At 70.5% G+C, this 17,213-nt stretch carries 21 protein-coding genes; 20 read left to right on the forward strand and 1 reads right to left on the reverse strand.

Annotation, left to right across the window (positions count from 1 at the left end; genetic code table 11):
• Positions 1-6: 6 nt before the first annotated feature.
• The 15 genes from rsxC to nifS all read left to right on the forward strand — a co-directional run bounded on the left by rsxC (position 7) and on the right by nifS (position 11,511).
• A complete protein-coding gene (gene rsxC, locus IWH25_RS06570) occupies positions 7-1,512 on the forward strand; it encodes an electron transport complex subunit RsxC (RefSeq protein WP_203388525.1) in 1,506 nt (501 codons plus the stop codon).
• Complete coding sequence (locus tag IWH25_RS06575) at positions 1,509-2,594, forward strand: RnfABCDGE type electron transport complex subunit D (RefSeq protein WP_203388526.1); 1,086 nt, start codon at positions 1,509-1,511, stop codon at positions 2,592-2,594. The genes rsxC and IWH25_RS06575 overlap by 4 nt, the downstream gene beginning before the upstream one ends.
• Positions 2,591-3,205 carry an RnfABCDGE type electron transport complex subunit G gene (locus IWH25_RS06580; RefSeq protein WP_203388527.1) on the forward strand — a complete coding sequence of 205 codons (615 nt, stop codon included), beginning with the start codon at positions 2,591-2,593 and terminating at the stop codon, positions 3,203-3,205. The genes IWH25_RS06575 and IWH25_RS06580 overlap by 4 nt, the downstream gene beginning before the upstream one ends.
• A gap of 2 nt (positions 3,206-3,207) precedes the next feature.
• Positions 3,208-3,873 carry an electron transport complex subunit E gene (locus tag IWH25_RS06585; RefSeq protein ID WP_203389171.1) on the forward strand — a complete coding sequence of 222 codons (666 nt, stop codon included), beginning with the start codon at positions 3,208-3,210 and terminating at the stop codon, positions 3,871-3,873.
• Between the two features lie 12 nt (positions 3,874-3,885).
• Positions 3,886-4,158 (forward strand): RnfH family protein, encoded by a 273-nt coding sequence (locus IWH25_RS06590; protein ID WP_203388528.1) that lies wholly within the window; start codon positions 3,886-3,888, stop codon positions 4,156-4,158.
• Between the two features lie 113 nt (positions 4,159-4,271).
• Complete coding sequence (nifE, locus tag IWH25_RS06595; protein ID WP_203388529.1) at positions 4,272-5,672, forward strand: nitrogenase iron-molybdenum cofactor biosynthesis protein NifE; 1,401 nt, start codon at positions 4,272-4,274, stop codon at positions 5,670-5,672.
• 9 nt (positions 5,673-5,681) lie between these two features.
• On the forward strand, positions 5,682-7,079 hold the full coding sequence (gene nifN, locus IWH25_RS06600) for a nitrogenase iron-molybdenum cofactor biosynthesis protein NifN (RefSeq protein WP_203388530.1): 1,398 nt from the start codon (positions 5,682-5,684) through the stop codon (positions 7,077-7,079).
• 16 nt (positions 7,080-7,095) lie between these two features.
• Complete coding sequence (locus tag IWH25_RS06605; RefSeq protein WP_203388531.1) at positions 7,096-7,515, forward strand: NifB/NifX family molybdenum-iron cluster-binding protein; 420 nt, start codon at positions 7,096-7,098, stop codon at positions 7,513-7,515.
• The gene (locus tag IWH25_RS06610; RefSeq protein ID WP_203388532.1) at positions 7,512-7,991 is read left to right on the forward strand and encodes a SoxR reducing system RseC family protein; all 480 of its coding nucleotides are present in this window, start codon (positions 7,512-7,514) and stop codon (positions 7,989-7,991) included. The genes IWH25_RS06605 and IWH25_RS06610 overlap by 4 nt, the downstream gene beginning before the upstream one ends.
• Positions 7,981-8,430 (forward strand): NifX-associated nitrogen fixation protein, encoded by a 450-nt coding sequence (locus IWH25_RS06615; RefSeq protein WP_203388533.1) that lies wholly within the window; start codon positions 7,981-7,983, stop codon positions 8,428-8,430. The genes IWH25_RS06610 and IWH25_RS06615 overlap by 11 nt, the downstream gene beginning before the upstream one ends.
• 10 nt (positions 8,431-8,440) lie before the next feature.
• A complete protein-coding gene (locus IWH25_RS06620; protein ID WP_203388534.1) occupies positions 8,441-8,650 on the forward strand; it encodes a CCE_0567 family metalloprotein in 210 nt (69 codons plus the stop codon).
• A 4-nt stretch (positions 8,651-8,654) separates the two neighbouring features.
• Positions 8,655-8,924: a ferredoxin III, nif-specific gene (gene fdxB / locus IWH25_RS06625; protein WP_203388535.1), complete on the forward strand. Its 270-nt coding sequence runs from the start codon at positions 8,655-8,657 to the stop codon at positions 8,922-8,924.
• Between the two features lie 129 nt (positions 8,925-9,053).
• Positions 9,054-9,377 (forward strand): HesB/IscA family protein, encoded by a 324-nt coding sequence (locus IWH25_RS06630; RefSeq protein ID WP_203388536.1) that lies wholly within the window; start codon positions 9,054-9,056, stop codon positions 9,375-9,377.
• Between the two features lie 13 nt (positions 9,378-9,390).
• Complete coding sequence (nifU, locus tag IWH25_RS06635) at positions 9,391-10,287, forward strand: Fe-S cluster assembly protein NifU (protein WP_203388537.1); 897 nt, start codon at positions 9,391-9,393, stop codon at positions 10,285-10,287.
• Between the two features lie 9 nt (positions 10,288-10,296).
• Positions 10,297-11,511: a cysteine desulfurase NifS gene (nifS, locus tag IWH25_RS06640; protein ID WP_203388538.1), complete on the forward strand. Its 1,215-nt coding sequence runs from the start codon at positions 10,297-10,299 to the stop codon at positions 11,509-11,511.
• Positions 11,512-11,747: 236 nt separating this feature from the next.
• Here nifS and IWH25_RS06645 read toward each other — a convergent pair whose 3' ends face one another.
• Entirely contained in the window at positions 11,748-12,194 is a 447-nt protein-coding gene (locus IWH25_RS06645) for a PAS domain S-box protein (protein WP_203388539.1), read from the reverse strand.
• A gap of 215 nt (positions 12,195-12,409) precedes the next feature.
• Between IWH25_RS06645 and IWH25_RS06650 the strand changes: the two genes are divergently transcribed.
• The 5 genes from IWH25_RS06650 (at position 12,410) to IWH25_RS06670 (ending at position 17,212) form a co-directional block, all read left to right on the forward strand.
• The gene (locus IWH25_RS06650; RefSeq protein ID WP_203388540.1) at positions 12,410-12,700 is read left to right on the forward strand and encodes a co-chaperone GroES; all 291 of its coding nucleotides are present in this window, start codon (positions 12,410-12,412) and stop codon (positions 12,698-12,700) included.
• Between the two features lie 47 nt (positions 12,701-12,747).
• Positions 12,748-14,403 carry a chaperonin GroEL gene (groL, locus tag IWH25_RS06655; RefSeq protein WP_203388541.1) on the forward strand — a complete coding sequence of 552 codons (1,656 nt, stop codon included), beginning with the start codon at positions 12,748-12,750 and terminating at the stop codon, positions 14,401-14,403.
• Positions 14,404-14,574: 171 nt separating this feature from the next.
• Positions 14,575-15,255 carry a response regulator gene (locus IWH25_RS06660; protein WP_203388542.1) on the forward strand — a complete coding sequence of 227 codons (681 nt, stop codon included), beginning with the start codon at positions 14,575-14,577 and terminating at the stop codon, positions 15,253-15,255.
• Positions 15,227-16,648, forward strand: a complete 1,422-nt coding sequence (locus tag IWH25_RS06665; RefSeq protein WP_238999023.1) for a sensor histidine kinase — start codon at positions 15,227-15,229, stop codon at positions 16,646-16,648. Before IWH25_RS06660 ends, IWH25_RS06665 begins: the two co-directional genes overlap by 29 nt.
• 252 nt (positions 16,649-16,900) lie before the next feature.
• Positions 16,901-17,212 (forward strand): DUF485 domain-containing protein, encoded by a 312-nt coding sequence (locus IWH25_RS06670; RefSeq protein ID WP_203388544.1) that lies wholly within the window; start codon positions 16,901-16,903, stop codon positions 17,210-17,212.
• Position 17,213 lies beyond the last annotated feature (1 nt).

The following is a 17,213-nucleotide window of genomic DNA, read 5'->3' on the forward strand; positions in this document are numbered from 1 at the left end:
GACGACATGGGCATCCTGACTTCGTTGAAGGACTGGTTCGGCAACGACTGGGGCGTGCACCCGGACGACCGCAAGCGCCCTGCCGCCGACGCGCCGGTGCGCGTGATGCCGGTGCCGGCGCGCCTCTACCTGCCGCTGCAGCAGCACCTCGGCGCGCCGGCGCGGCCGGTGGTGCGGGTCGGGCAGCGGGTGAAGAAAGGGGAACTGCTGGCCGCGGCGCAGGGCGCGGTGTCGGCGCCGCTGCATGCGCCGACCTCGGGCACCGTCGCCGCGGTCGGCGAGGTCACCGCGCCGCACCCGTCCGGGCTGGCGCTGCCGGCGATCATCGTCGACGCCGACGGCGCCGACGAATGGGGCGCGCTCGCCGGCAGCACCGATCCGTTCGCGCTGGCGCCCGACGAGATCGGCCGCCGCGTCGCCGCCGCCGGCGTCGTCGGCCTCGGCGGCGCCGCCTTCCCGTCGGCGGTGAAGCTCGCCGGCGCGGCGCGCGCCGGGGTGGCGACGCTGCTCATCAACGGCAGCGAATGCGAGCCCTACCTGTCCTGCGACGACCGGCTGATGCGCGACGCCGCCGCCGGCATCGTCGACGGCATCCGCATCATGCGCCACGCCAGCGGCGCCCGCCGCGTGCTGGTCGGCATCGAGGACAACAAGCCGGAGGCGCTGGCGGCGATGGCCGCGGCCGCCGCGCCCTTCCCGGAGATCGCGGTGCGGCGCGTGCCGGCGCGCTATCCGATGGGCTCCGAGAAACAGCTGATCCAGACGCTGACCGGCATCGAGGTCCCGGCCGACGGCCGTCCGGCCGACGCCGGCGTGATCGTGCACAACGTCGGTACCGCGCTCGCGGTGCGCGCCGCGATCCGCGACGGGAAGCCGCTGATCTCGCGGCTGATCACGGTCAACGGCGGCTGCGTGGCCGCGCCCGGCAACGTCGAGGTCCGCCTTGGCACGCTGGCCGCCGAGGTGCTCGCTTTCGCCGGCGGACTGAAGGGCGACGGCCTCGGTCTCGCCCGCCGCCTGGTCGGCGGGCCGATGATGGGCAGCGAGATTCCGCACTGGCGGGTGCCGGTGGTGAAGGGCACCAGCGGCATCCTCGCGCTCGCCGCCGACGAGGTCGCTGCCGCCGGCGAAGGGCCGTGCATCCGCTGCGCTGCCTGCGTGCGCGCCTGCCCAGTCGGGCTGTTGCCGCTGGAGATGGCGGCGCGCATCCGCAACGACGCGCTCGACGCGGCGGCGGCGATCGGCCTCGCCGACTGCATTTCCTGCGGCTGCTGCGCCTACGTCTGCCCGTCGCATATCCCGCTGGTGCAGTACTTCCAGCACGCCAAGGGCGAGCTCGCCGCGCGCGAACGGGCGCGCTTGCGCGGCGAGGCCACGCGCAAGCTCGCCACGCAGCGCCAGCAGCGCCTTGAACGCGAGGCGCGCGAGAAGGCCGCGGCGGCGGCCCGGCGCAAGGCCGAGCGCGCCGCGCAGCAGGCCGCGGCGCGCGCCGATGCAGGAGAACCGGCATGAACCCGCAACTATCGTCCGCCACCGCCGCGCCGCACGCGCACGGCGGCGGCAGCGTCGCCCGCGCGATGCTGCACGTCCAGCTCGCGCTGCTGCCGGCGACGCTGCACGGCTTCTGGCTGTACGGCTGGCCGTCGTTCTTCCTGTGGCTGCTGACCATCCTCGCCTGCGTCGGCTGGGAGGCGCTGGCGCTGCGCCTGGCCGGCGCGCCGCGGCCGGCCGCCGTGCTGCGCGACGGCTCGGCGGTGCTGACCGGCTGGCTGCTGGCGCTGACGCTGCCGCCATGGGCGCCGTGGTGGGTGGCGGTGATCGGTGGCTTCATCGCCATCGTCGTCGCCAAGCAGGTCTTCGGCGGCCTCGGCCAGAACGTCTTCAACCCGGCGATGGTCGCCCGCGTCGCGCTGCTGGTTTCCTTCCCGCTGCCGCTGACGCAATGGGTGGCGCCGCTGGCGGCGCCGGCACCCGGTTTCGTCGACAGCCTGCAGCGCTTTCTCGGCGGCGCGCCGGTCCCCGACGCGCTGACCAGCGCGACGCTGCTCGGCCACGCCAAGACCGAGCTGTCGCGCGGCGCCGACCTCGCCCAGGCGCTGGCCGGGCCGGCGGCGCCGACCCTCTCGTGGCTCGGCGAGCGCGCCGGCAGCTTCGGCGAGGCCGGCGCGCTGCTGCTCTTCGCCGGCGGCCTCTACCTGCTCGCCGTCGGCGTCATCCGCTGGCACGCGCCGCTCGGCGTGCTCGCCGGCCTCGCGCTGCCGGCGGCGATCGCGCATGCGGTCGACCCGGCGCGCTACCTCGATGCCGCCAGCCACCTGCTGTCCGGCGCGGCGATCCTCGGTGCCTTCTTCATCGCCACCGACTACGTCACCTCGCCGGCGACGCCGGCCGGCCGCCTCGTCTTCGGCGTCGGCGTCGGCCTGCTCAGCTGGATCATCCGCAGCTGGGGCGGCTACCCGGAGGGGATGGCCTTCGCGGTGCTGCTGATGAACGGCCTGACGCCGGTGATCGACCGCCTGCTGCGGCCGCGCATCCTCGGCCGTGACCGCCGCGGCCGGCCGCGCGACGTGCCGGCCGGGGAGCTGCGGCGATGAGGCTCGAACAGTTGCGCGAGCGGCTCGCCTACCAGCCGCTGCTGCTCGGCGCGATCGCGCTGGTCGCCAGTGCCGCGCTGGCCTTCGCCGCCGCCGCCACGCGTGCGCCGATCGCCGCCGCCGAGGCGAAGGACCTGCGCGACTCGCTCGCCGAGGTGCTGCCGCCCGGCTTCGCCGACAACGACTTCCTGCGCGACACGCTGGTGCTGCCGCGCGACGGCGGGACGGTGACGGTCTACCGCGTGCGCCGCAGCGGCCGGGTCGAGGGTGCGGTGTTCAAGCTCGCCGGCCGCGGCTACGCCGCCGACATCCAGCTCTTGATCGGCGTCGACCGCGACGGCCGCGCGCTCGGCGTGCGCGTCGTCAAGCACGCCGAAACGCCGGGCCTCGGCGACAAGATCGAGGTCGCCAAGTCGGCCTGGATCCGCGCCTTCGACGGCCGTGCGCTGGGCGATCCGGTGCCCGAGCGCTGGGCGGTGAAGAAGGACGGCGGCGATTTCGACCAGTTCGCCGGCGCCACCGTCACGCCGCGCGCGGTGGTGCGCACGGTCAGGGGCGGGCTGGAGTTCTTCGCGGCGCACCGCGCCGAAATCCTCGGGGAGGCCTCATGAACATGTCGCTCGGCACCATCGTCAGGAACGGTCTTTGGGAGCAGAACGTGGTCTTCGCGCAGCTGCTGGCGATGTGTCCGTCGATGGCGGTCACCAGCAGCGGCACCAACGGCCTCGGCATGGGGCTGGCGACCACCGCCGTGCTGGTCGTCGCCAACGTGCTGGTGTCGGCGATCCGGCACACGGTCAGCGCACAGGTGCGCATCCCGGTCTTCGTCGTCCTCATCGCCGGGCTGGTCACCGTCGTCGACATGGCGATGAACGCCTGGCTGCACGAGCTGTACAAGGTGCTCGGCCTGTTCATCGCGCTGATCGTCGTCAATTGCGCGATCCTCGGCCGCGCCGAGGCCTTCGCGGTGAAGGCCGGGCCGCTGGCGGCGGCGGTCGACGGGTTGGCGATGGGGCTCGGCTTCACCGGCGCGCTGACCGCGATCGGGCTGGTGCGCGAGTTCCTCGGCGCCGGCACGCTGTTCGCGCAGGCTTCCAGCCTGCTCGGCCCGGGCTTCGCCTTCCTCGAACTGCAGCTGCCCGGCTACGGCGGCATGCTGCTGATGATCCTGCCGCCCGGCGGCTTCGCGGTGCTCGGCTTCATGCTCGCCGGCAAGCGCCTGCTCGAACGGCGCGGCGCGCGGCCGGCGGCGGCCGCGGCACCGGCCGGCTGCTGCTGAGGAGGCGGGGCCATGCAGATCGGCGTCGTCTATTCCGAACCCGGCCAGCAGTTCTGGCTGAACCTCGAGGTGCCGGACGGCAGCACCGTCGCCGAGGCGATCGAGCGCTCCGGCGTCTGCACGGCCTGCCCGCAGATCGACCTGGCCGCGCAGAAGGTCGGCGTCTTCGGCCGCCTGGTGCGCCTCGATACGCCGCTGCAGGCGGGCGACCGCGTCGAGATCTACCGGCCGATCGTCGCCGACCCGGCGACCGTGCCGCGGCGCGACCTGGCCGACGACGCGTAGGCGCCGATTGTCGGTTTTGCGACACGCCCGGCGCTCGGAAAATCCTTGCGAATCAGCGTGCTGGCGATGGCATCCATCTTGCTGAACGGTGCACGAGTCCAGCGGAGAAGCGCATGAAGACCAGCGAAATCCAGGCCCTGCTCGACGAGCCGGCCTGCAGCCACAACCACAAGGAGAAGTCCGGCTGCGCGCGGCCGAAGCCCGGCGCCGCGGCTGGCGGCTGCTCCTTCGACGGCGCGCAGATCGCGCTCTTGCCGATCGCCGACGTCGCCCACATCGTGCACGGGCCGATCGCCTGCGCCGGCTCGTCGTGGGACAACCGCGGCACGCGCTCGTCGGGGCCGACGCTGTACCGCCTCGGCCTGACCACCGACCTCTCCGAGACCGACGTGGTCATGGGCCGCGGCGAGAAACGGCTGTTCCATGCGATCCGGCAGGCCATCGAGACCTATTCGCCGGCCGCGGTCTTCGTCTACAACACCTGCGTCACCGCGCTCATCGGCGACGACGTCGAGGCCGTCTGCCAGGCCGCCGCGGCGCGCTGGGGAACGCCGGTGGTGCCGGTCGACGCGGCCGGCTTCTACGGCACCAAGAACCTCGGCAACCGCCTCGCCGGCGAGGCGATGGTGAAGCACGTGATCGGCACGCGCGAGCCGCCGCCGGCGGCGCCGCGCGCCGACGGGCGGCCGACCCGCGACATCAACCTGATCGGCGAATACAACATCGCCGGCGAGTTCTGGCACGTCGCGCCGCTGTTCGACGAGCTCGGCTACCGCATCCTCGCCACGCTCTCCGGCGACGCCCGCTTCGCCGAGGTGCAGACGATGCATCGCGCCGAGGCGACGATGGTGGTCTGCGCCAAGGCGCTGCTCAACGTCGCGCGCAAGCTGCAGGAAGGCTACGGCATCCCCTGGTTCGAGGGCAGCTTCTACGGCGTCGCCGACATGTCGGCGGCGCTGCGCGGCTTTGCCGCGCTGATCGGCGATCCCGACCTGGCGGCGCGCACCGAGCTGGTCGTCGCCCGCGAGGAGGCGCTGGCCGACGCCGCGCTCGCACCGTGGCGGCAGCGGCTGGCCGGCAAGCGGGTGCTGCTGTACACCGGCGGCGTCAAGTCGTGGTCGATCGTCTCCGCGCTGCAGGACCTCGGCATGACGGTGGTCGCCACCGGCACCAAGAAGTCGACCGAGGAGGACAAGGCGCGCATCCGCGAGCTGATGGGGGCGGACGCGAAGATGATCGACGACGGCAGCCCGCAGGCGCTGCTGTCGGCCTACCGCGACTACCGCGCCGACATCCTGATCGCCGGCGGCCGCAACCTGTACACGGCGCTGAAGGCACGCATCCCCTTCCTCGACATCAACCAGGAGCGCGAATTCGGCTACGCCGGCTACCGCGGCATGGTCGAGCTGGCGCGCCAGCTGGCGCTGTCGATCGAGAGCCCGGTGTGGGCGGCGGTGCGGCAGCCGGCGCCGTGGGCGGCGGCGCGCGGGCCCGGCGCCGTGCTCAGCGCGTAGGAGACGGAGATGGCGGAAATCATCCAGTCGCGCAAGGCGCTCGCGGTCAACCCGCTCAAGGTCAGCCAGCCGGTCGGCGCCGCGCTCGCCTTCCTCGGCATCGACCGCGGCCTGCCGCTGATGCACGGTTCGCAGGGCTGCACCGCGTTCGCCAAGGTCTTCTTCGTGCGCCACTTCCGCGAGCCGATCCCGCTGCAGACGACGGCGATGGACCAGGTGGCGACGATCATGGGCGCCGACGACAACGTCGTCGCGGCGCTCGCCACGCTCTGCGCGAAGCACCGCCCGGACCTCGTCGGTCTGCTCAGCACCGGCCTCTCCGAGACGCAGGGGAGCGACCTGCGGCGCGCGGTGCGCGAATTCCGCGCGGCGCATCCGGAACATGACGGCGTTGCCGTGGTGCCGGTGAATACGCCCGACTACCTCGGCTGCTTCGAGAGCGGCTACGCGGCGGCGGTGACGGCGATCGTCGATGCGCTGGTGCCGGCCGGGCGCCACGCCGGCCGCCGGCCGAAGCAGGTGAACGTGCTCGCCTCGTCGATGCTGACGCCGGGCGACGTCGAGGCGATCAAGGAATGGATCGAGGCCTTCGGCCTCTACCCGGTGGTGCTGCCCGACCTCGGCGACGCCCTCGACGGCCATCTGGTCGAGGCCGAGTTCTCGTCGCTGACGATCGGCGGTACGAAGCGCGCCGAGATCGCGGCGATGGGCGAATCGGCGGCGACGCTGGTGATTGGCGACTCGCTCGCCGCCGCCGCCGACCTGCTGCACGCGCGCAGCGGCGTCCCCGACCACCGCTTCGCCGGGCTGATGGGGCAGGCCGCCTGCGACGCATTCACGCAGGCGCTCGCCGCCATCTCCGGCCGCCCGGTGCCGCCGCAAATCGAGCGCCGGCGCGCGCAGCTGCAGGACGCGATGGTCGATTGCCATTTCATGCTCGGCTTCGCGCGCATCGCGCTCGCCGCCGACCCCGACCTGCTGGCGCAGCTCGCCGCCTGCCTCGCCGGCATGGGCGCCGAGCTCGTCGCCGCGGTCAGCCCGGCCCGAGGGCCGGCGCTGGAGGCGTTGCCGCTCAAGCAGGTGACGGTCGGCGACCTCGAAGACCTCGAACGGCTGGCGCGTGCCGGCGACGCGCAGCTGCTGATCGCCAATTCGCATGCGCTCGGCAGCGCGCAGCGCCTCGGCGTGCCCCTGTTGCGCGCCGGCTTCCCGCAATACGACCTGGTCGGCGGCTACGCCCGCACCTGGGTGGGTTACCGCGGCACCCGCCAGGCGCTGTTCGACCTCGCCAACCTGCTGCAGGCCCAACACCATGAGCTCGAACCCTACCGATCCGCCTACCGGCGCGACGCCCGCCCGCACGAGTCCGCCGCCGGCGCGGCGCCTGCAGTTGGTGCGGTGCACTGACGCCGCGGCCGCGACGATGATCCGCGTCGCCTTCGCCTCCGTCGGCCGCGTCCGCGTCGACCAGCATTTCGGTGCTGCCGAGGGCTTCGTCGTCTACGACGTGGCGCCGGACAAGGCGACGCTGGTCGGCGTCGGCGCCTTCGCCGCCGAGGCGATGGACGGCAACGAGGGCAAGCTCGCCGCCAAGGTCGATTTCCTCGCCGGTTGCGCCGCGGTCTACGTGCTGGCGATCGGCGCCTCGGCGATCCAGCAGCTGGTCGCGCGCGGCATCCAGCCGATCCGCGTCACCGAGGTCGATGCGATCGACGCGCTGCTCGCCGACCTCGGTCGCGCGCTGCGCGAGGGCGGCGTCGCCTGGATCGAGCGCGCGCTGGCGCGCGCCGGGCGCAGCGACGCCCGCTTCGCGGCGATGGCCGACGAGGGGTGGACGGGATGAGCGGCGCCGCCGAGGTGCGCGGCGTCGTCCGCCGCATCGCCGGCGGCCGCGCGCTGGTCGCGGTCGCGGAGACCGCCTGCGGCGGCTGCACGCACGCCGGCGGCTGCGCCGCCGGCCGCCTGGCGGCGGCGCGCGGCCCGCGCCTGCTGACGCTGCCGGCCGATGCCGCGCTCGCGGTCGGCGACGCAGTGTGCATCCGCCAGTGCGAGCGCGGCCTGGCGTTGTCGGCGGTGCTCGGCTACCTGGTGCCGGCGCTGGCGATGCCGCTCGGCGCGTGGGGCGGTGCGGCCTTTGCCGGCAGCGATGCCGGGGCCGCCGCCGGCGCCGCCGGTGGCTTCGTCGCCGCGCTCGCCGCCGCCCGCCTGCTGCTCTCCGCCTTCCCGGCGCTGTCGCCGCCGCCGCGCGCGCTTCCCCTTCGCCTTCCCCTTTCCCAACCGGCAACGCCTTCCGCAGAGGAGTATCCCGATGAGCCCTGATCCGATTCTCGACACCGACTTCATCAAGGAAATGTCACGCCAGATGCGCGCGCTCGACACCTACGGTACCTACGCCGGCAAGTCGACGACCGAGGTCCTCGCCCCCTTCGTGCTGACCAAGGAGCGCAAGGCCGACATCCCGCTCGTCGGCGACCCCGACGAGGAGACGGTCGCCCGCGTCAAGGCCTTCTACAACGCGATCGCGGTGCTGATCGAGAAGGAGTGCAAGCTGCTCGCGGTACCGCTGGTGCACCTCACGCACGAAGGCTTCGGCCGCGCGCTGATCACTGTCGGCAAGCTGGTCACGGTGGACAAGACCCTGCGCGACGTGCACCGCTTCGGCTTCGCCAGCCTGTCGAAGATGAAGGACGAGGCGGACAAGCTGCTGGCGGTGGCGATCGAGCGCATCGGCCAGCATTCCGCGGTCGCCGGGATGTAGGGCGCGGACGATGGACGACGCTGACCTGCAGGCGCTCGACAAGGAAGTGCGGCGGCTGAAGCGGATCGCTGCCGAGCACGCGGCGGCGCTGCATGACCTGGCCGAGGAGCGCCTGCCCGCCGCCTGGGCCGAACTGCCGGCGCTCTCGGCGGCCGCCTACGAGGCCTGCCAGGCGTGGGCCGCAGCCAACGCGCGGCTGCTCGCCGCGCAGAAAGGATGACGCGATGATTACCGGATTGACGCGCGGCGGTGCCGAATGGGTGCCGCAGTTCGTGACTGCCCTCGACCAGAAGAAGTGCATCGGCTGCGGCCGCTGCTACAAGGTCTGCCCGCGCCAGGTGCTGGACCTGGTCGAGCGCGAACTCGACGACGACAGCGACGACGAGGACGACAACATGATGGTGATGGCTATCGCCGACGCCGCCGACTGCATCGGCTGCAGCTCCTGCGGTCGCGTCTGCCCGAAGGGGTGCTACAGCTACGCGCCGGCCTGAGGGGCGATTGTCGCAAACCCGACAATCCCTCCTTCGGACGAAAGCGACGGCAATTCAAGGGTTTGGCGCACGGCGGCGGGATGGCATGCGGCTTGCAGGACGAAGGGTGTCAACGTGAGGAGAACCGCCATGATCAGCCTGACCCCCGCCGCCGTGAAAGCCGTGCAACGCTTCATCCGTGGTTCCGAAACGCCGGTCGCCGGCCTGCGCCTGGTGGTCGCCGGCGGCGGCTGCTCCGGCCTGCAGTACGGCATGAAGCTGGAGTCGGCGAAGGCCGACGACGACTGGGAACTCGAGGTCGACGGCATCACGCTGCTGGTCGACCCGCTGACGATGCCGATGGTCGACAGCGTCAGCATCGACTTCGTCGACTCGCTGACGCACACCGGTTTCAGGTTCGACAACCCGAACGCCGCCGCGCAGTGCTCCTGCGGCAAGTCGTTCTCGGTCTAGGGAGGGCAGCGCCATGTGGGAATACTCCGACAAGGTCCGCGAGCACTTCTTCAACCCGCGCAACTCGGGGCCGCTCGAAGGCGCCAACGCCGTCGGCGACGTCGGCTCGATCCAGTGCGGCGACGCGCTGCGGCTGATGCTCAAGGTCGACCCGGCGAGCGGGGTGATCGAGGACGCGCACTTCCAGACCTTCGGCTGCGGCTCGGCGATCGCCTCGTCGTCGGCGCTGACCGAGATCATCAAGGGGATGAGCGTCGATCAGGCGCTCACCGTCTCCAACCAGGACATCGCCGACTACCTCGACGGCCTGCCGCCGGAGAAGATGCACTGCTCGGTGATGGGGCGCGAGGCGCTGCAGGCCGCGGTCGCCAACTACCGCGGCGAGGAGTGGCGCGACGAGCACGAGGAAGGCGCGCTGGTGTGCAAGTGCTTCGCCGTCGACGCGGTGCTGATCGAGGACGTGATCAAGGCCAACAAGCTGAACACGGTCGAGGAGGTGACCTTCTACACCAAGGCCGGCGGCGGCTGCGCGGCGTGCCACGAGGGGGTCGAGGAGATTCTCGCCAGGGTCAAGGCGGAGCGCGCCGGCCCCGGCGAGGTGTCGCCGCCGCCGGCCTGCCCGGCGACGCCGGAAGCGCCGCGGCCGCCGGCGGGGAAGCTGTCGCTGGTGCAGAAGATCCGCCGCATCGAGGAGGTGCTGGAGGCGGTGCGGCCGATGCTGCAGCGCGACCACGGCGACGTCGAGCTGGCCGACGTGCAGGGCAAGAAAATCTACGTGCACCTGCGCGGTGCCTGCGCCGGCTGCATGATGGAAGCGGCGACGCTGGGTGGCATCCAGCAGAAGCTGGTCGAGGCGCTCGGCGAGCTGGTGCAGGTGCTGCCGGCGGCGCTGATGCCGGCGGAAACCTAGGAGCCTGCCATGGACCCGAAACCGATCTACCTCGACAACAACGCGACGACGCGCGTCGACCCGGCGGTGGTGGCGGCGATGCTGCCCTTCTTCACCGAGCACTTCGGCAACGCCTCGTCGATGCACGCCTTCGGCGCCAGCGTCGGCCGGGCGCTGAAGCAGGCGCGCGGCCAGGTGCAGGCGCTGCTCGGCGCCGAGCACGATTCCGAGATCATCTTCACCTCCTGCGGCACCGAGGCCGACTCGACCGCGATCCTGTCGGCGCTGAAGGCGCAGCCGGAGCGCAACACGGTGATCACCACCGCCGTCGAGCACCCGGCGATCCTCAGCCTGTGCGAGTGGCTGGAGAAGGAGGGCTACGTCGTGCACAAGCTGCGCGTGGACAAGAAGGGCCGCCTCGACCTCGACGAGTACCGCGCGCTGCTGCACGACCGCGTCGCGATCGTCTCGGCGATGTGGGCGAACAACGAGACCGGGACGATCTTCCCGGTCGCGGAGATGGCCGAGATCGCCGCCGCCCGCGGCATCATGTTCCACACCGACGCGGTGCAGGCGGTGGGCAAGATCCCGCTCGACCTGAAGAAGACGAAGATCGACATGCTCTCGCTGTCCGGCCACAAGCTGCATGCGCCGAAGGGGATCGGCGTGCTCTACCTGCGCCGAGGCTGCCGCTTCCGGCCGCTCTTGCGCGGCGGCCACCAGGAGCGCGGGCGGCGCGCCGGTACCGAGAACTCGGCGGCGATCGTCGGCCTCGGCCAGGCCTGCGCGCTGGCACAGGCGCATCTGGTGACCGAGGACACCGTCGTGCGGCGGCTGCGCGACCGGCTGGAAGCCGGCATCCTGGCCCGCGTCAGCCATGCCTTTCCGACCGGCGACCCCGACAACCGTCTGCCCAACACCAGCAACATCGCCTTCGAATACATCGAGGGCGAGGCCATCCTGCTGCTGCTCAACAAGCTCGGCATCGCCGCCAGCTCGGGCTCGGCCTGCACCTCGGGCTCGCTCGAGCCGTCGCACGTGATGCGCGCGATGGGCATTCCCTACACCGCGGCGCACGGCACGGTCCGCTTCTCGCTGTCGCGCGATACCAGCGAAGCCGAGATCGACCGCGTCATCGCCGCGGTGCCGCCGATCATCGAGCGCCTGCGCAAGCTCTCGCCGTACTGGAACGGCGAGGGGCCGGCGGCGGCGCCGGAGCAGGCCTTCGCCCCGAGCTACGCCTGAGCGATACGCTTTGCGTATCGCGAAGAAGTACTCCTGGGGTACGCTTGAGCAAGTGCGAAAGCACTTGCGAAGAAGCCCCCTCGGGGGGCGCCTGAGCGCGATGTGCACCGCACGTCGCGAAGATGTCCCCGCGGGGGCGCGTAAGGCGCGCGGCGTTACGCGCCAGGTTTCCCGTTACCTCTCCAGCAGTACCTTCGGAACCCCCGGCCTTCGCGCCGGGGTCTTTTTCCCGCGCCTCAGCCGGTGGTCGGCGCCGCCTTCTCCAGCGCCGCGATGCGCGCCCGCAGCGCGGCGAGCTCGTCGCGCCGCGCCGTCGCGTCGCGGGCGACCGCCATCGAGCCGAGCACCGCGCCCTGCTCGTCGGTGAGCAGCGAGAAGCTCATGTCGACATAGACCGTGCCGCCGTCGCGCGTTTGCGCGCGCGTCAGCGTCGCCTTCCCGCCGAGCTTGGTCGCGCCGCACGCGAGCGCCGCGTCGAAGGCCTGCCAGTGCGCCGCGCGCAGGCGCTCGGGGATGATCAGGTCGAGGCTCCGGCCGATCGCTTCGGCCGCGCTGAAGCCGAACAGGCGCTCGGCGGCGGCGTTCCAGATGCGGATCGCGCCGCCGGTGTCGGCGTAGATGACGGCGTCGGCGACCTGCTCGATCAGCCGGCGGTAGGTCGTGTCGTCGCAAGTTCCGCTCATCGCCAATCCTCCTTCGTGCCCGTCGGGTCTTCCAGCTTAGCGGATCGGCCGCCGGGTCGACTTGAAATCCGGAAAGTCCGCCCCTATTATTAGCACTCGTTGGCAATGAGTGCTAACACCTTCTGTTTTGAATTCCTGAGCCGATACGTTTGGGCCGCAGTGCCAAAACGGCCATTTGTTAGCAATCACTATCGCTTTAAACCAAGGAGAACTCCATGAAAATCCGTCCGTTGCACGACCGTGTGATCGTCAAGCGCGTTGAGGCCGAGCGCACCACCGCCTCCGGCATCGTGATCCCCGACACCGCCGGCGAGAAGCCGGATCAGGGCGAAGTCCTGGCCGTCGGCCCGGGCAAGCGCGACGACAACGGCAAGCACATCGCCGTCGACCTGAAGGTCGGCGACCGCGTGCTGTTCGGCAAGTACGCCGGCCAGACGGTCAAGGTCGATGGCCAGGAAGTCCTGGTCATGCGTGAAGAAGACATCATGGGCGTGCTCGAGTCGTAATCGACCGCCGCCGCGACAGATCCCCCTAAAGAATTCAGGAGAAATACATGGCTGCCAAAGAAGTCAAATTCGGTGATTCCGCCCGTGCCCGCATGGTCGAGGGCGTCAACATCCTGGCCGACGCGGTCAAGGTGACCCTCGGTCCGAAGGGCCGCAACGTCGTGCTCGAGCGCTCGTTCGGCGCGCCGACGGTGACCAAGGACGGCGTTTCCGTCGCCAAGGAAATCGAACTGAAGGACAAGTTCGCCAACATGGGCGCGCAGATGGTCAAGGAAGTCGCGTCGAAGACCTCCGACATCGCCGGCGACGGCACCACCACCGCCACCGTGCTGGCCCAGTCGATCGTCCGCGAAGGCATGAAGTACGTTGCCGCCGGCATGAACCCGATGGACCTGAAGCGCGGCATCGACAAGGCCGTCGTCGCCACCATCGACGAGCTGAAGAAGATCTCCAAGCCGTGCACCACCAACAAGGAAATCGCCCAGGTCGGCTCGATCTCGGCCAACTCCGACTCGTCGATCGGCGACATCATCGCCAGCGCCATGGAAAAGGTCGGCAAGGAAGGCGTCATCACCGTCGAGGACGGCAAGTCGCTCGATAACGAACTCGACGTCGTCGAAGGCATGCAGTTCGACCGTGGCTACCTGTCGCCGTACTTCATCAACAACCCGGAAAAGCAGATCGCCCTGCTCGACAACCCGTTCGTCCTGCTCTTCGACAAGAAGATCTCGAACATCCGCGACCTGCTGCCGGTGCTGGAACAGGTCGCCAAGGCCGGCCGTCCGCTGCTGATCATCGCCGAAGACGTCGAAGGCGAAGCGCTGGCCACCCTGGTCGTCAACAACATCCGCGGCATCCTGAAGACCGTCGCCGTCAAGGCCCCGGGCTTCGGCGACCGTCGCAAGGCCATGCTCGAAGACATCGCCATCCTGACCGGCGGCGTCGTCATCTCGGAAGAGACCGGCCTGACGCTGGAAAAGGCCACCCTGAAGGATCTGGGCCAGGCCAAGCGCGTCGAGATCGCCAAGGAAAACACCACCATCATCGACGGTGCCGGCGACGAGAAGGCGATCGAAGCCCGCGTCAAGCAGATCCGCATCCAGATCGAGGAAGCCACCTCCGACTACGACCGCGAGAAGCTGCAGGAGCGTGTCGCCAAGCTGGCCGGCGGCGTCGCCGTGATCAAGGTCGGTGCTGCCACCGAAGTCGAAATGAAGGAAAAGAAGGCCCGCGTCGAAGACGCGCTGCACGCTACCCGTGCCGCCGTTGAAGAAGGCATCGTCCCCGGCGGCGGCGTCGCGCTGCTGCGTGCCCGCGCTGCGCTGATCGGTTCGCTCAAGGGCGACAACCACGACCAGGACGCCGGCATCAAGATCGTGCTGCGCGCGATGGAACAGCCGCTGCGCGAGATCGTCGCCAACGCCGGCGACGAACCGTCGGTGGTGGTCAACGAAGTGGTCAAGGGTTCCGGCAACTACGGCTTCAACGCCGCCAACGGCACCTACGGCGACATGGTCGAAATGGGCGTTCTCGACCCGACCAAGGTCACCCGTTCGGCGCTGCAGAACGCCGCCTCGGTCGCCGGCCTGATGCTCACCACCGACTGCATGGTTGCCGAGCTGGTCGAAGACAAGCCGGCCGCCGGCGGCATGCCGGGCATGGGCGGCATGGGTGGCATGGGCGGCATGGACATGGGCATGTAATTGCCGGTCCGCCCGGTGCCGGGGAAGACCTTCCGGCACCGGCGCTCAGCATCGGAAAGCCCCGTTCCGGCAGCCGCCGGGCGGGGCTTTCGCTTTTTGCGCAGCGGCGCGGGGCTTTGCGGCCGCCGGGCGAACGGGTAACCTTGCCGCCGGACGAAGGGAGTGGCGCCGATGCGTGTATTGCTGATCGAAGACGATGAACTGCTCGCCGACGGCGTCACGCGCGCCTTGCGCTACGCCGGCTACGTCGTCGAATGGGCGGCCGACGGCCGCCGCGCCGACGCCTGGCTGAGCGAGCGCGAGTACGACGTGGTGATCCTCGACCTCGGCCTGCCCGGGCTCGACGGCTCCGAGGTGCTGAAGCGCCTGCGCGGCCGCAAGCAGGAGATGCCGGTGCTGGTCGTCTCCGCGCGCGAGATGCTCGACGAGCGCATCCGCCTGCTCGACCTCGGCGCCGACGACTATCTGGTCAAGCCGGTGGCCATCGCCGAACTGGAAGCGCGCATCCGGGCGCTGACCCGGCGCGGCTACGGCAAGGCCGATCCGGTGCTGCGCCTCGGCAACCTCGACCTCGACACCGCGGCGCGCCGCGCCTGGATCGGCGATCAGGCGCTCGATCTCACCGCCCGCGAATGGTCGGCGCTGGAGTTCCTGGCGCTGCGCGCCAACCGCATCGTCAGCAAGGATCTCGTCATGCAGTCGCTGTACAACTGGGACGAGGAAATCACGCCGAATGCGGTGGAGAAGATCATCTCCCGCCTTCGCACCAAGCTCGAGCCCGCCGGCGTCAACATCCGCACCGTGCGCGGCATGGGCTACTACCTTGAAAAACCGAAGTCTCCAGCCTCATAGCCTGCGTCAGCTGCTGCTCGCCTGGCTGCTGCCGGGCGTCGTGCTGCTCCTCGTCGCCAGCGGCACCAGCGCCTACTTCGTCGCGTCCGAGAACGCCGGCCAGGCCTACGACCGCTCGCTGCTGAACCTCGCGCTGGCGCTTTCCAACCAGGTGCATTCACAGAACGGGCGGCCGGTGATCGACCTGCAGCCGCAGGGGCGGCAGATTCTCGTCACCGACAAGTTCGACCGCATCCATTTCGCCGTCTACGGGCCGCACGGCGAGCTGCTTGCCGGCGAGGAGGGCATCTTCCCGGAGGATGCGCCGAGTTTCTTCCAGGGCAGTTCGCCGGGCCTCTTCCCGAAGGACATCTCCGGCCCCGATGCCTTCGCCGACGGGACCTTGTTCTTCGACAGCCGGATCAAGGGGCGCGAGGTGCGCGGCGTGATCCTGCTCACGCAGAAGGACAACCACGAGCTGACCGTGGTCGTCGCCGAGACGCTGACCAAGCGCGAGACCCAGGTCGGCGAGATCCTGCTCAGCATCATCGTCCCCGAGTTCCTGCTGTCGGCAGCGACGATCGCGCTGATCATGTTCGGCGTCAGCAGCGGCCTGCGCCCACTCGACGCGCTGCGCAGCCAGCTCGCCCGGCGCTCGCCGACCGACCTGCGCCCGGTCGGCGCCGACAACCTGCCGAGCGAGCTGCAGCCGCTGGCCATCGAGATCGACCGTCTGCTGCAGCGCCTCGACGTCGCCCTCGGCGCGCAGCGCCATTTCGTCTCCGACGCTGCGCACCAGCTGCGCACGCCGATCGCCGCCTTGCAGGCGCAGGTCGAGTCGGCGCTGCAGGAGCGCGACGATCCGCGCCTGTCGGCGATCCTTTCCGCCGTGCGCCGGCTGGCCCGGCTGGTCAACCAGCTGCTGGCGCTGGCCCGCGCCGAGCCGGGCGGCATGCCGGTGCTGCGACCGGTCGAGCTGCAGGCGCTGATCCACGACCATGCCGATACCTGGATGCAGCTCGCGGTCGAGCACGACATCGACCTCGGTTTCGAACTCGAGGCGGTGACCGTGACCGGTACCGCGATCCTGCTGCGCGAGCTGGTCGGCAACCTGGTCGACAACGCCATCCGCTACACGCCGGCCGGCGGCCAGGTCACCGTGCGCTGCGCGCCGCGCGCCGGCGGCGGTGCGCTGCTGGCGGTCGAGGACAGCGGTCCGGGCATCCCGCCCGAGTTGCGCGAGCGCGTCTTCGAGCGCTTCTTCCGCGCCAGCGGCGACACCAGCGACGGCTGCGGGCTGGGGCTGGCGATCGTCCGCCAGATCGCCGAGCAGCACGGCGCCCGCATCCACATCGCCGATGCGGCCGCTGGCGGCACCCTGTTCGAAGTGATCTTCCCGCCGCCGGCGGCCTGAATCCGCCGCGCCGGCGGCGCGGCGCCGGGGAAGGCGGTTTCCGTCAGTCAGCGGTCAGCATTTGCGTTCGCCGCTTTTCCCCCTCCGGATTTCCCCGGCTTCCCCTCCGGCCTTGAAACGCCACGGTTTCGGCAGTCGTTACGCGCAGAAAAAACGATTTCCCATTGCGTAAGAGCAGCGTCAGTGAAGCTCCGTATAGTGGCATCCGAACTCTGCAAAGAGTCGATAACGTCACAAAGAGAGGAGCACTCGATGTCACAAGAAATAAGCAACAAGATCGCCGCCAACCCGGCGTTCCAGCGCTTCGTTTCGAAGCGCAACAGCTATTCGGTCCTGATGACCGTGCTGGGCGCGCTGGCCTACTACGGCTTCATCCTGCTGGTCGCCTACAACCCCGCCTTCCTGGCGCAGAAGCTCGGCGCCGGCATGACCGCCAGCGTCGGCGTGCCGCTCGGCATCGGCGTGATCGTGTTCACGATCATCATCACCTGGATCTTTGTCCGTCGCTCCAACACCGAGTTCGACGACGAAGCGGCCGCAATCCTCAAGGAGGCGACGAAGTAAC

Origin of the sequence: Azospira restricta (assembly GCF_016858125.1) — a bacterium.
Lineage (GTDB): Bacteria > Pseudomonadota > Gammaproteobacteria > Burkholderiales > Rhodocyclaceae > Proximibacter > Proximibacter restrictus.

Coding starts and splice junctions, on each gene's coding strand:
- IWH25_RS06620 (WP_203388534.1), top strand. CDS start 8,441: ATGGACGACGCTGACCTGCAGGCGCTCGACAAGGAAGTGCGGCGGCTG.
- nifN (WP_203388530.1), top strand. CDS start 5,682: ATGGCGGAAATCATCCAGTCGCGCAAGGCGCTCGCGGTCAACCCGCTC.
- IWH25_RS06590 (WP_203388528.1), top strand. CDS start 3,886: ATGCAGATCGGCGTCGTCTATTCCGAACCCGGCCAGCAGTTCTGGCTG.
- IWH25_RS06580 (WP_203388527.1), top strand. CDS start 2,591: ATGAGGCTCGAACAGTTGCGCGAGCGGCTCGCCTACCAGCCGCTGCTG.
- IWH25_RS06575 (WP_203388526.1), top strand. CDS start 1,509: ATGAACCCGCAACTATCGTCCGCCACCGCCGCGCCGCACGCGCACGGC.
- IWH25_RS06605 (WP_203388531.1), top strand. CDS start 7,096: ATGATCCGCGTCGCCTTCGCCTCCGTCGGCCGCGTCCGCGTCGACCAG.
- IWH25_RS06650 (WP_203388540.1), top strand. CDS start 12,410: ATGAAAATCCGTCCGTTGCACGACCGTGTGATCGTCAAGCGCGTTGAG.
- groL (WP_203388541.1), top strand. CDS start 12,748: ATGGCTGCCAAAGAAGTCAAATTCGGTGATTCCGCCCGTGCCCGCATG.
- IWH25_RS06585 (WP_203389171.1), top strand. CDS start 3,208: ATGTCGCTCGGCACCATCGTCAGGAACGGTCTTTGGGAGCAGAACGTG.
- IWH25_RS06660 (WP_203388542.1), top strand. CDS start 14,575: ATGCGTGTATTGCTGATCGAAGACGATGAACTGCTCGCCGACGGCGTC.
- IWH25_RS06610 (WP_203388532.1), top strand. CDS start 7,512: ATGAGCGGCGCCGCCGAGGTGCGCGGCGTCGTCCGCCGCATCGCCGGC.
- IWH25_RS06615 (WP_203388533.1), top strand. CDS start 7,981: ATGAGCCCTGATCCGATTCTCGACACCGACTTCATCAAGGAAATGTCA.
- IWH25_RS06645 (WP_203388539.1), bottom strand. CDS start 12,194: ATGAGCGGAACTTGCGACGACACGACCTACCGCCGGCTGATCGAGCAG.
- nifU (WP_203388537.1), top strand. CDS start 9,391: ATGTGGGAATACTCCGACAAGGTCCGCGAGCACTTCTTCAACCCGCGC.
- fdxB (WP_203388535.1), top strand. CDS start 8,655: ATGATTACCGGATTGACGCGCGGCGGTGCCGAATGGGTGCCGCAGTTC.
- nifE (WP_203388529.1), top strand. CDS start 4,272: ATGAAGACCAGCGAAATCCAGGCCCTGCTCGACGAGCCGGCCTGCAGC.
- IWH25_RS06630 (WP_203388536.1), top strand. CDS start 9,054: ATGATCAGCCTGACCCCCGCCGCCGTGAAAGCCGTGCAACGCTTCATC.
- nifS (WP_203388538.1), top strand. CDS start 10,297: ATGGACCCGAAACCGATCTACCTCGACAACAACGCGACGACGCGCGTC.
- IWH25_RS06670 (WP_203388544.1), top strand. CDS start 16,901: ATGTCACAAGAAATAAGCAACAAGATCGCCGCCAACCCGGCGTTCCAG.
- rsxC (WP_203388525.1), top strand. CDS start 7: ATGGGCATCCTGACTTCGTTGAAGGACTGGTTCGGCAACGACTGGGGC.